12 protein-coding genes are annotated in these 12,407 nt (G+C 65.0%); 7 read left to right on the forward strand and 5 right to left on the reverse strand.

From position 1 onward, the window contains the following. Both FJZ36_14880 and FJZ36_14885 read left to right on the forward strand, forming a co-directional pair. The coding region (locus tag FJZ36_14880; protein ID MBM3216187.1) for a hypothetical protein at nt 1-481 on the forward strand (481 nt) is incomplete at its 5' end. Nucleotides 482-1,029: 548 nt separating this feature from the next. Beyond that, nucleotides 1,030-1,596 (forward strand): hypothetical protein, encoded by a 567-nt coding sequence (locus tag FJZ36_14885; GenBank protein ID MBM3216188.1) that lies wholly within the window; start codon nt 1,030-1,032, stop codon nt 1,594-1,596. Between the two features lie 164 nt (nt 1,597-1,760). Here the strand turns inward: FJZ36_14885 and FJZ36_14890 are convergent, their stop codons facing one another. Beyond that, a complete protein-coding gene (locus FJZ36_14890; protein ID MBM3216189.1) occupies nt 1,761-2,594 on the reverse strand; it encodes a sugar phosphate isomerase/epimerase in 834 nt (277 codons plus the stop codon). A gap of 37 nt (nt 2,595-2,631) precedes the next feature. Next, nucleotides 2,632-3,156, reverse strand: coding sequence for a hypothetical protein (locus FJZ36_14895; protein MBM3216190.1), 525 nt, complete (start codon nt 3,154-3,156; stop codon nt 2,632-2,634). Between the two features lie 164 nt (nt 3,157-3,320). Between FJZ36_14895 and FJZ36_14900 the strand changes: the two genes are divergently transcribed. Beyond that, the gene (locus tag FJZ36_14900) at nt 3,321-4,274 is read left to right on the forward strand and encodes an aldo/keto reductase (GenBank protein MBM3216191.1); all 954 of its coding nucleotides are present in this window, start codon (nt 3,321-3,323) and stop codon (nt 4,272-4,274) included. Nucleotides 4,275-4,316: 42 nt separating this feature from the next. Here the strand turns inward: FJZ36_14900 and FJZ36_14905 are convergent, their stop codons facing one another. Beyond that, a complete protein-coding gene (locus FJZ36_14905) occupies nt 4,317-5,480 on the reverse strand; it encodes a hypothetical protein (protein ID MBM3216192.1) in 1,164 nt (387 codons plus the stop codon). Between the two features lie 88 nt (nt 5,481-5,568). On the opposite strand from FJZ36_14905, the gene FJZ36_14910 reads away from it, so the two are divergent. The 3 genes from FJZ36_14910 to FJZ36_14920 all read left to right on the forward strand — a co-directional run bounded on the left by FJZ36_14910 (nt 5,569) and on the right by FJZ36_14920 (nt 9,016). Further along, nucleotides 5,569-7,062: a carboxypeptidase M32 gene (locus tag FJZ36_14910; protein ID MBM3216193.1), complete on the forward strand. Its 1,494-nt coding sequence runs from the start codon at nt 5,569-5,571 to the stop codon at nt 7,060-7,062. 231 nt (nt 7,063-7,293) lie between these two features. Continuing rightward, complete coding sequence (locus FJZ36_14915; protein MBM3216194.1) at nt 7,294-7,767, forward strand: VOC family protein; 474 nt, start codon at nt 7,294-7,296, stop codon at nt 7,765-7,767. Nucleotides 7,768-7,795: 28 nt separating this feature from the next. Continuing rightward, nucleotides 7,796-9,016, forward strand: coding sequence for a hypothetical protein (locus FJZ36_14920; GenBank protein MBM3216195.1), 1,221 nt, complete (start codon nt 7,796-7,798; stop codon nt 9,014-9,016). 469 nt (nt 9,017-9,485) lie between these two features. Here the strand turns inward: FJZ36_14920 and FJZ36_14925 are convergent, their stop codons facing one another. After that, the gene (locus FJZ36_14925; protein ID MBM3216196.1) at nt 9,486-10,235 is read right to left on the reverse strand and encodes a hypothetical protein; all 750 of its coding nucleotides are present in this window, start codon (nt 10,233-10,235) and stop codon (nt 9,486-9,488) included. 105 nt (nt 10,236-10,340) lie between these two features. Continuing rightward, the gene (locus FJZ36_14930) at nt 10,341-11,096 is read right to left on the reverse strand and encodes a sugar phosphate isomerase/epimerase (GenBank protein MBM3216197.1); all 756 of its coding nucleotides are present in this window, start codon (nt 11,094-11,096) and stop codon (nt 10,341-10,343) included. Nucleotides 11,097-11,386: 290 nt separating this feature from the next. Between FJZ36_14930 and FJZ36_14935 the strand changes: the two genes are divergently transcribed. Beyond that, the coding region (locus tag FJZ36_14935) for an alpha-L-fucosidase (GenBank protein MBM3216198.1) at nt 11,387-12,407 on the forward strand (1,021 nt) is incomplete at its 3' end.

Below are 12,407 nucleotides of genomic sequence, written 5' to 3' on the forward strand. Positions count from 1 at the left end.
CGTCCAGCTCTATTCCGACGAGCAGATGGCGCATCCCTTCTGGCAGTCGCCAGGCGCGCTTCCCATCAACGACAGGTTCACGTTCGAGTACTTCGACGGTCTGTTCGCCAGTCTGGAGCCCGAGGACAAACGCGCCGTCAAGTTCTTTGCGATCAGCAAGCCGGGCATCCTCGGCGTTGGGAACGGCTATCTGCAGGACATCCTCTTCCGGGCGAGGCTCCATCCGCGCCGTCGGGCGGTCAGCCTGAGCGCGTCGGAACGCCGCGCCTTCTACGACGCGACGCGCGAGACGATCCGGCTCGCCGTCGACGCGGACGGACGGGACACCGAGTTCGACCTCTACAACGCGCCGGGCAAGTATGTCCGCCTGCTGGACAGTCGAACCGTCGGCAAGCCCTGCCCCGAATGCGGCTCCGCGATCCAGAAGATCGCGTTCCTCGGCGGAGCGTCCTACTTCTGCCCGATCTGTCAGGCGCTGTGACGGCAAAGGCGATCCGCGTCAACGCGGTTGCCAGGAGCGTTGTTCCGTCTCATGCGCCCGGAAGTCGATCGCGGCGCGGAGTGGGGTGTTCTCGGTGCGACGTTCCCTGATTCAGCTCTCGATTCTCGGATGGCTGTTCGCCGTGAGCGCGCTGGCGGCGGTTCCGTGCCATCTTCGCGCTGACTGCGCCGAGCCCGCGATCGACGCGCCGGAACACTGCGCCACGGTATCCACTCCGATCACGTGTCCCCTCACCCAGCAGTGGTGGGCACCCACGCTCGACTCGACGTCTGGGACGAGCCCGGTTCCCATGGCGGGAACCGCCGCCGTTCCGCCTTCCGCGACGGTGCGATCTGTCGCGTATGCGGCGCCTCCTGCGCTGCGTCCTGGTTCCTGCGATACCTGCTCGACATCCCGCTTGCGTGCGCCTCCCTCTGCGTGAGTCCGTCACGATACGACGACCGCATTCGGCTGTCCGCCCTGCGCTCGGCGCAGGATGGACTGCCGGAACGTTGGATACGACTCACGATACGGAAGGCATATCTCCCATGACGCGTTTCGTTCGACCCGTAGTGGCGATTTCGGCAGCGGTACTCCTGGCAGGCGGTATCTACGCGTTCGCGGAAGCGGCTCCCAAGACCGCGTCCACGACGACTCACGCCTCCGAAGGCACGAAGGGCGGGAGCATGATGGGTGGCTCAGGCGGCATGATGAGCGGCGGCATGATGTCGATGATGGGCGGCATGAACGTCTCGCCGATCGATCGGCTGCTCGCCAGCGCCGACCGCCTCAATCTCACCGACGCCCAGCGCGACAAGCTGAACGCCCTCAAGACCGACACGACCAAGGAGTCGATCCGGCTCCGATCCGCCCGCGACCTGGTGGATACCGACCTCCAGACCCTCATCTCGAACCCGAAGTCGGACCTGTCGGCGATCCAGTCGAAGCTGGATGAGCTCGCCAAGACGGAATCCTCGCTCCGCTTCGCGGCGATCCGCTCCGGACGGACGGCTCGATCCGTCCTGACGGGGAAGCAGTGGGACACCCTCGCCGCTGAAATGCCGTGCGCCGGAACCGGCTCCACCGCCGACCACGCGGCGCATCATCCCGAATAGCCCACACCGGTCAACCCACACGAAGGGCGCGGGCGGTTCCTGATCGCCTGCGCCCTCATCGTGCGATGGGAGACGCACCGCGTCGCCCCTACGATACGGCGTCCGTAGATTCGATGGGTGTCCGCGAAGCAGATCACTCAGGGCATCGCGCCGTCGAATCCGCATTACAGCGCGATGTGCTCGCGGTTTGCGACGGATCGCACATAGTCCGCCGCGAGGCGATATTCCTCTTCGTTCGGCAGGTGTTCCAGCATGGCTGGCAGGTCGGGATCGAGCCGGTTCAGCTCGCGCAGAAGTGTCCCGTAGTCGAGGGAACCGGTTCCCGGACGCGTTTCGTCGAGGTGGACGAGGAACCCCTCGCCCATCTTCGCGTCTTTCAGATGGCACGACCGGATATGAGGACCCAGCTTCTGCACGCACTCGCGAATGACGGCGCCTGTGCCGAAGAACCGCTGCGGGCTGCCGATGATGTTCGTCGGATCGAAGTGGACGCCGTACTGACGCCGGTCAATCGCGTGAATGAGGCGGAGCGCGCTGTCGGGCGAGTCGGGGTACATCCACGGCATCATCTCGAGCGCGTAGTACGTCCGGCGGGGTTCCACCGCATCGATGATCTCGCGCACGGTCGCGACGATCATCTCGAACGTCGTCTCGGTCAGGTCTTCGGGACAGGGCCCGTCCCACTTCGTCCCGCGCGAACCGGCGATGTTGACGCAGCATCGCGCGCCGAGGTCTTCGGCGAGCTGCAGGCTTTTCTTGCAGTGGTCGAGGGCTTTCTTGCGCGTCGCTTCGTCGGGAGAGAGCGGGTTGCTCCACGCTCCGACTTCGGCGATGACGAGGTCCGCTGCCGAAGCCGCTTCGGCATACGCGCGGATGCCATCGGCGGGCGCGTCATATCCCACTGGCGCATACGCGGCTCGATAGCCGTACGATCGGACGACTTCCGCCCATCGCTCCGGCGAGTCGTAGGGCTGGAATACCGGTGCCCCGAGTCGCATGGACTTTCCTTCCGGCGTTGTGTTCGTGGCTGCTCTGTCACCGACCCCGCTTCAGACGTCCCAACTCGACCGCCAGATTCCCCGCCGCTGAGACAGCAAGCGACTGATCGATGATCTTCAGGTTGTCGAACCACATGTCGTTCTGCGCGAAGCAGACGAGCCCGATCTTGCCCGATGGGTAGGTCGCGTCCGTCGCCGTAACGACCTTCTGGTTCTCGATGTAGGCTGCGAAATCGCTCCCGACCACTTCGAGGCGGATGCTCTGCTTCACCTTGTCGCGGTAGGTGTCCGGCTTGCGCCCGATGAGGGTGTAATACGGCTCTTCGTCGCCCTTGTCGCCCCAGGTGTTCGCCGTCTGGTGGAGCGACGCGCCATCGAGCATGCCCTTTTCGATCTTCCAAGCGCCCGGCGACGCATCGCCCATGATGCCGCCCGGTTCCTCGACGCTCTTCCAGCTCTTGGACAGCTCGTCGAAGTTGTCCGTGAAGTCCGCCGCCGACACGCTGACTGCGATCCCCAGCGCCAACGCGACCGCCGCGACGCCGATTCCCCAGCGACCCATGCCGACGTCCTCCTGTGTTCCACCGAAGCGCCTGATTCCATCTACTCAGGATCGTCGTCCCACGGACGCGGAACGTCAAGAGGCGTGTCGGCAAGGGTGCTATAATCGGCGGAACATCGACCGGCGACCAACGGCACGACCACGACACGATTCGGAGGATCACGATGCCAGCAGTGGAACTCACGACGGGATGCTGCCCGCGACGTCGATGGGGCAAGAGCGGGCTGTCGATCCCCGTCGTCCCCTTCGGAACGCAGGGCTTCGGCAACAACTTCGGGCCCGTGACCGACGAGGAGGCGTGCGCGCTCATCCGCCGCGCCGTCGATCTGGGCGTCAACCACTTCGACTGCGCCCGGTGCTACGGCGACTCGCTCCGCAAGCTGGGCGTCGCCCTCAAGACGGGAGTCATCCGGCGCGACGAGGTGGTCATCAGCGGGCGGCTCTGCTGCCACAGCGCCGCCAAGTGGGGCTTCTACGGCGAAGGGAAAGCCGACTACTCCGCCGCCCGCGCCATCGAGGATGTCCGCGACCAGCTCGAGATCCTGGGAACCGACCACTTCGACGCGATGCTCATCCACGACCCCAGCGACAGCGACGCGACGCTCGCGTCTGACGGGACTCTTGCGGGCATCAAGCGCCTCAAGGAAGAGGGGCTCATCCACAACGTCGGGTACGGCATGAACCCGCATCCCTTCCACCTGAAGGTCATCGAGCAGGGCGATATCGACGTGCTGCTCTGCTTCAGTGACTACAACCTGCTGCGCCAGACCGCCGCCGAGGACATCCTGCCCGCCGCCGCCGAGAAGGACATCGGCGTCATGAACGGCTGGTCGATCATGCGGGGGATGCTCACGGGAACGCCCGTCGAGAAGATCGTCTCGCGGGATCGGTGGCTCTCCGGCTCCGACGCCCAGCGCGCCGAGAGCATGCGCCTCTGGTGCGAGGAGCGCGGCATCAGCCTGCTCGTGCTCGCGCTGCAGTTCTGCCTGCGCGAAACCCGCATCCACGGGAACCCGCTGGGGAACCTCAACATCGAGCAGTTGGAGATGAACGTCGCTGCGACGCTCACGCCGCTGGACGACGCGACGCTCTCCGACTTCGCCGCCGCCGCGATCTGAGCTCAAACGCGCAGAGTCACCTGAGCGACGCGGGGGCGGGTTTCAGAACGCCTTGTAGGTGAGCGTCAGCTTGTACTCGTGCGTCCAGGGGTCTTGGGCGACCTTGAGGACGCGAACCGTCGCGAGGAGACGAACCTCGTTCTCGATGTAGAATAGGAAGGTCGGCGTCAGCGTGTGGGCGAATCGGAGATCGGCATCGGCGGTCTCTTTGGCGATACCGAGCAGGTAATCGGCGCGAAAGTCGACGCGGTTGGTGAGTTCGTAGAGGTAGCTGGTCGTCGACGAGAAATCGAACGCCCTGCCGAACTCCCCGGACTTCATCGGGCTGTTCACGCGCAGGCGCTCTCCGACTTGGGTATCCCACCGGATCGGTCGCGCGTAGCGGACGGACAGGTCGGCGGCGGGTTCGGATCGCTTAACGCCCTTCTTGGCGGTTTGCAGGTCGTACTTGATGCCGAGGGTCGCGTCGTAGCCGTAGTACCGGTCGGCGATGTTCTCCTGGAAGAGCACCTCTTCCATCCGCAGGACGCCCGCCGCTCCCAGCGACTTGCCCTCCAACAGACCCGACCGCTGGACGTTCTCCTCGACGTCCTCGTACCAGTACTTCTTGTAGGTATCGGCTCCGTACCGCTGTCGGTACTCGGGCTCCCGCTCGATGATGCTGGCGATCCGAAGCATCGTCTGGCGGGGCAGCCGGTCCGTCGTGACGCCTTCGCTGACGAAGAAGTCGTCGATGCGCACCGCCTTGCGGAGCGAAGTCGCATTGATGAACCGCCCCCAGCCGATGCCGACGGTCGTGTCATACGCCGGACGATCGTCGGTTCGCTGGAACGCGCCGTGGAGTGCGACGGAGCCGAACAGGTCGCGGTCCTTCCACACGTACTTCTTGACGCGCCCGACGGCGTCGGAGTTATATGCGTAGAGGTAGTCCTTGGGTCCCAGCGTCCGCGACCAGGCTCCCAGAACGTCCAGCGAGTACGCGAACGGAAGGGACTCGTAGAAACGGTCGTAGGTGACGCCCACCAGCGCGTCGTTCGAGAGGGTGGAACCGTCCTCACGCTCGTAGCCGTAGTCGAAGTCCAGGTATAGGCTCTGGGCGCGGCTGACCGGCACGCGGTAGTCTCGGACGGAGACGTTCTGCGCGAGCGCGGCGCTCAGAGGAAGCCACGCGAGGAGCGCGAGGGACCACAGCGTGCGGCGAAGCATCGACGCCATCTCTTGAACCCCTGACGACCGTGTCCGTTCGAGATTACACCACCATCGGTGTCCGGAAGTCAAACTGCGAAGGCGGCTCATGACGACGTATAGCGCATTCATCGCGCGCGTGAAGGAGGTCGCGATCCTCGGTTCCATGGGCGGCGCGCTCCGATGGGATCGGGAGACATACATGCCCCGGAAGGGAGCCGCCCATCGAGGCGAGCAGCTCGCCGCCCTCAGCGGCATGATCCATGAGGCGATGACCAGCCTGCAGATGGGCGAGTGGATCGACGCCCTGCGCGGAGCCGACGGACTCTCGCCCGACGAAGCCGTCAACGTCCGGGAAGTGGCGAGGGAGTACGACCGGCAGAAGAAGATCCCCACCGCGCTCGTGCAGGAGCTCTCCCGCGTTACGTCGCGCGCCCACGAAGCGTGGCTCCATGCGCGAAAGAACGACGATTTCCCCGGCTTCGCGCCGCACCTGGAGCGGATCGTCGCGCTCAAGATCGCAGTCGCCGAGCACATCGGCTACGCCGACGACCCCTACGACGCTCTGCTCGACGGCTTTGAGCCGGGGCTCACCGCCGACGCCGTCCGCGAGATGTTCGCGCCGCTCCAGAGCCAGACCGTCGAGCTGCTTCACGCCATCGTCGGCTCGACGGTTCAGCCCGACGAATCCCTCCTGCGCCGTCCGCTGTCGCCGAAGAAGCAACGGGAGTTCGCCGTGCAGGTCGCAGCGGACTTCGGGTTCGACTTCGACGCCGGTCGGCTCGATATCTCGGCGCACCCCTTCTGCGCAGGCAGCCATCCCTCCGACGTGCGGATGACGACCCGCTACAACGAGCAGGAACCGATGAGCGCGCTCTTCGGCGTGTTCCACGAGACGGGACATGGACTCTACGAGCAGGGCTTAGACCCCGATCACGCCTACACCCCTTGCGCCGAAGCCGTCTCGCTGGGCGTTCACGAGTCGCAGTCGCGCATGTGGGAGAACATCATCGGTCGGAGCCGGGCGTTCTGGATAGGCTACCTGCCCAAGCTGAAGAGCCTCTACGGTGGAGCGCTCGACGACGTGAGCCTCGACGCGTTCCACTTCGCCATCAACGGTGTGAAGCCGTCACTCATCCGTGTCGAGGCGGACGAACTGACCTACAACCTGCATATCCTCCTGCGCTTCGAGCTCGAGGTCGAGCTCCTGAACCGACGGCTCGCCGTGACCGATCTGCCGGAGGCATGGAACGACCGGATGCGGCGTTATCTCACGGTGGAACCGCCGACGGACGCCGACGGCGTCTTGCAGGACATCCACTGGTCGGGCGGTGCGCTGGGGTACTTCCCGACCTATACTCTGGGGAACCTCTTCGCGGCGCAGTTCGCGGCGAAGATGCGATCCGACCTGCCCGACATGGACGCGCAGATCGCGGCGGGACGCTTCGGCGACGTCCTCGACTGGCTGCGGCGGAACATCCATCGACAGGGCATGCGCTACACGTCGGCGGAGCTCGTCGAGCGCGTCGCAGGCGAACCGCCGAACGGCGACTATCTCGCCGTGTATCTCCGCGACAAGCTCGCGCCGCTCTACCGGCTCTGATGTTCGTCAGCGTGATGAGCAGCGATACGTGACGCGCACCGTGGCAACCACCAACGTGTCGCTCCCGCGAAGGCGGGAGCCTAGGGTCTCTGGATTCCCGCTTCCGTGGGAATGACGACTCCGGAATCCTTGACGGAAGCGTATCGAAGTTGTCGCGATGACCACCATGACAGACCACTAGCCACTCGCGATCGGCAGGCAGGCTCCGCTCACACAGATGAGGTGACTCCGATGCAGAAGATCACGACGTTCCTCGCGTTCGACAACCAGGCGGAGGAAGCGGTCAACTTCTACGTCTCGCTCTTCCAGAACTCGAGGATCCTCCACGTCGCCCGAAACGACGACGGCGAGGACGGCCAGGAAGGGACAGCGTTCCACATCACATTCGAACTGGATGGTCAGGAGTTCATGGCGCTGAACGGAGGTCCCTACTTCACGTTCTCGCACGCCATCTCGCTGTTCGTCCGCTGCGACTCTCAGGAGGAGATCGACCGACTTTGGGGACGGCTCACGGACGGCGGCGAAGAGGTCCAGTGCGGCTGGCTGAAGGATCGCTTCGGCGTGTCGTGGCAGATCGCTCCGACCGAGTTCGAGGAGATGATGCGGAACGGGACGCCGGAGCAGGCGAAGCGCGTCATGGACGCGTTACTGGAGATGGTGAAGATCGACATTGCGACGTTGCGGCGAGCCTACGAGCAGGCGTAGCCGTCAGCCTGGCTGAGGAGTCACCGCGTTGAGCGATCCCTCGATCACATGGCGAGACTCGCGGACCGATCCTGTCCGCGACGAGTTCGTCGCGCGGGGCGTCACGCCAGACCTCGACGACATCCTGAGCCGGTTCCCAAGAGCATCGGGCGAATCGGCATTCGATCCCGACCTCATCGCGTCATCGGTTCGGCGGCTGGAGACGGTTCTCAAGGTCGACACGGGGCATCCCTTCCTCGACCTGTCCGTCAAGACTGGGCTCACCCACATCGACGCGACGTTTCAGGGGAACCATCCGAAGTACGGCATCAAGGTCTACGCGCATGAGATGCACGACAGCTTCCCGCCGACGATCATCGCCGCCGTCGATGCGCTCTCGGCGTGGGGTCTGCACAGCCGGGCGATCCAGCTCTGGACCTACTGGCTGACGCACTTCGTCCGCGACGACGGAACCATCGACTACTACGGTCCCTCCATCAGCGAATACGGCCAGCTTCTGGACGTTGCTGCCTCGCTGGAGGAACGCGCCGGTTCCGACGGTTGGTGGCAGACATGCTTCCCATCGCTGAACCGGATGGCGGGCTACCTGCTACGGCTCTGCGCGGAGCGTGGCGACGAGCTGATCGCCGGTTCCCCAGAGGCCGATGAGCGCGTGAAGGTGCGGCGGTACTTCCACAACAACGCGTGGGTCGTGAAGGGGCTCCGCCGTTGGGCGGATGTGTGCGAACGCCTCGGCGAGCGGGTCGATCCAGCGCCGCTTCGGGAAGCCGCCGATGCCCTCGCCCGCGACACGCTCGCGGCGATCCGCCTTGCGTGGAATACCGACGATTGGTGGCTCACGCCGCAGGTCGAGCCGCTGGGGCGCCCCGAATCGTGGACAGCGACGCGCGACGCCTCTTACACGAACTACCGCTACCTGCCGGAGCTGCTTTCGAGCGGCCTGCTGCCGCCGGAGATGGCGAACCGGGTCGTGGAATCGCGCCTGAACGCGGGCGGGCAGTTCTGCGGCATGACGCGATTCAGCGATCATCTGGACGACTGGCCCCTGACCGACTACCTGCGCGGGCTCTGGGCGCTCGGCCGGAGGGAGGATTTCCTGCTGTCGCTCTATGGGCACGTCGCGTACCACCAGACGGAAGGGCATTTGACGGCGTACGAGCAGGTCTCCTTCCCGCCGGGGCGCGAGGTGGCAGCGTATTGCCTACCGTCCCAGCTCGTCGCCGCGCGAGCGGCGCGGCTGCTCGTCTAGGCATCAGCCGCCGAAGGGGCTCAGAAGTCCATTCCCTGCATAGGGGGTCCCGTAGAGGCGGGTCTGAGACCATGGGTGTCAACTTAAGCGCCCAAGTACTATACGGAACCTCCCCCCACCTCAGTCCTCCCCCACGCTTCGCAGGGGGAGGATGCCCTATCCCTCCTCCTTGAATGGGGGAGGGTCAGGGCGAGGGTTGGGAACCAACCGGTTCCCGCCGTCACAAGCCATATAGGACGCGCGTTTTGCGTTGGAATCCACATGCCCCACCAGAAAACCGCGTAAGTTGACACTGGTGGTCTGAGACCCGCCCTACCACCGCACGCTCCTCTGCTGAGTCGTCTGCGTTGTCGACGATTGCGGGGGCAAAGAGCACCGCATGGTAGGGGCGACGCGGCGCGTCGCCCGGCTCACGACGAGGGCGACCCGACGGGTCGCCCCTACAACTCTCGTCTACAGGACGAACGGCTCACCGGGCGGACTTCAGCTCCCCCAGCAAAGCCGTCGTCTTCCCCGACGGGTCCACCGCGAGCGCGGGCGTGATTTTCACGTTGTCGAACTCCGCCTGCTGCGCGTAGAGCTGGATGCCGATGCTGCCTTCGACGTAGGCGGTATCGGCTCCCTCGATAACGAGCCCATCGCCGCGCTCGAACCGGAACTTCCCGGCGTTCACGACGAGCTTCCAGTGGAGCGGCACGCGCTCGGCGTAGGGCTTGTAGTCGCCCTTCATCATCGTCAAGACCGCGTACCACGGCTCGTCATCGCTCGTGCGCTTGTCCATCCGCATGAAGGGCCCGCGAACCTTGTCGAGGGCGAGCTCGGGCCACACGTCGTTGATCATGATGACGCGATAGTGCCGGTCGGTTCCGGTGAACGCCCAAACGAGTCCCATGCCGTCGTTGTCTTGCGCGGCGACGTCCATCTCCAGGGTGAAGTTGCGGAACTTCTCCGCCGTGTAGACGGCGAAGGTTCCCATGAGCTGGCTATCGGCGGGGCTTCCCCAGGCGTTGGAGCTCTGGAAGAGGACGTTCCCGCTGAGTCCGAGCTGGCTCTTGCGGATCGACCAGGCGGACGGACCCTCGCCGAGGTTCTTCGCCGGCTCATCGACGATCTCCCAGCCCTTCATTTCGTTGTCGAAGGTGATCGTCGTCTGGGCGTTCAGGCAGATCGGGAGCCAGAACGCCAGCGCGATGGCGGTGGACGCAGCGTGCCGGTTCATGGGCGTCTCCTCACCCCTGGAAACGACGCGGGTCGATGGACGACGGGCGCGCCCCTCATCGCTGGCGAGGTCGGCGCGCCCGTCGGATCTCGGAGCGATGGGGCGCTACTTGCCCATCTTCTGCAAGCCCTTGAGGCAGCGCTCAACGGCTTCCAGCGGGGGATAGGCGTCGCTCTCGTACTCGACGATATACCACTTCGTGTTCCCGGTCGTCTCGCAGAGGTGGAACACCTCCTGCCACGGGACATCGTCTTTGCCGATGACGGGTCGGAAGCCCTCCGTCTTGTGGTAGGGCTTGAGGTGGACGGTCTCGGCTCTGCCGGGGAACTTCTTGAGGATGCCGACGAGGTCCGCGCCGCCGCTCATGCCGTTGCCCATGTCCAACTGCATGACGACTTCTTTGTCGGTGTGGCTGAAGAAGGCGTCCCAGGCGGTTTCGCCGTCCATGACCTGGAATTCGGCGGAGTGGTTGTGGTAGCCGGTTGCCATGCCCTGGGGGACGAGCTTGGCGCTGATGGCGTTGAACTTCTTCGCCGTGGCGATCCAGTCGGCGCGGGTGCGCGTCAACTCGCCGGGCAAGCCCGGAACGATGAGGTAGCGGTTCCCGATCGCCTTATTGTAGGCGACGGTGGATTCCAGCTTGTCGTCCTGGACGAGTCCCCAGCCCGTATGGGAACCGCAGCAGGTGAGCTTGAACTCGTCGAGCCAGCCCTTGACTTCCGCTGGATCGGGGCTGGGGAAACCGGCGAACTCGACGCCGACGTAGCCCATCTCGGCGACGGCTTTGATCGTGCCGCGCGGGTCCTTCGCAAGCTGCTCGCGCACCGAATAGAGTTCCAGTCCGATGGGGATCTTGCTCATTCCGATGACTCCGTGAGGACGTGCGTGAGGATTGGCGTGCCTGCGTTCCTCGCTGCACGAACATCATAGCCGAGCCGGGTTCCGGGGCGCAATCACCGCCACAGCGCTCCCGGACGCCGGAGCGCCAAATGCCGCGTTCCTCCTCTCTTTTCGGCCGGGAGTCGGGGTGAGGGCTCGGCGCTCCATCTGAATCGGCGCGTTTGGACTTGCCTCCCGAATGTGGGATCATCCTGCCCGACCGGATGCGTCGACTACGACGGCTCCCCGCCACGGGACGAGAGGAACCATCCATGACCGCAGAACACACCGGCGGCGACACGAGCTGGTTCACCCACGACCGATTCGGGCTCTTCATCCACTGGGGCATCTACTCCCTCGCTGCCCGCCACGAGTGGGTCAAGCACCGCGAGCGCATCACCGACGAGGACTATCAGAAGTACTTCGACCACTTCTACCCCGACCTCTACGACCCCCGCGTGTGGGCGCAAGAGGCGCGCAACGCCGGCATGAAGTACTTCGTCGTCACGAGCAAGCACCACGACGGCTTCTGCCTCTGGGACACCCAGCAGGGCGACTACAAGGTCACCAAGACCCCCTGGAACAAGTGCCTGCTGACCCCGATGGTCGAGGCGTTCCGGAATGAAGGTCTGCGCACGGGGTTCTACCACTCCGTCATCGACTGGCATCACCCGGAATACGTCGTTGACGGGCTCCATCCGCAGCGGGACAACGTCGCCTACCGCGAGGCGAACCAGAACCGCGACATCGCCAAGTACCGCGCCTACCTGCACGCCCAGACGCGCGAGCTGCTGACCCAGTTCGGGAAGGTCAGCGTCATGTGGTTCGACTTCTCCTATTCCGGCTCCGATTGGGGATGGTCGAAGGGCAAGGGCAAAGAGGACTGGGACTCCGAGCGCCTGATGGCGATGGTGCGCGAGCTCCAGCCCGGAATCATCGTCAACGACCGCCTCGAAATCGGCGGCGACCTCAAGACGCCGGAGCAGTACCAGCCCCGCGCGGGCTTGACCGTCGGCGGCAAGCCCGTCGTGTGGGAAGCCTGCCAGACGCTCAACGGAAGCTGGGGCTACGACCGTGACAACCTCGACTGGAAGTCGGTCGATATGCTCGTCCAGATGCTGGTGGACTCCGTGTCGAAGGGCGGGAACCTGCTGCTGAACGTCGGACCCACCGCGCGCGGGGAGTTCGATCCGTTCGCCATCGACCGCCTGCGCGGGATCGGCGCGTGGATGCGCGTCAACAGCCGGTCGATCTACGGCTGCGGGCCCAGTGAACACACGCCGCCGCCCGACT

The sequence above is a fragment of the Candidatus Poribacteria bacterium genome (assembly GCA_016866785.1).
Taxonomy (GTDB): domain Bacteria; phylum Poribacteria; class WGA-4E.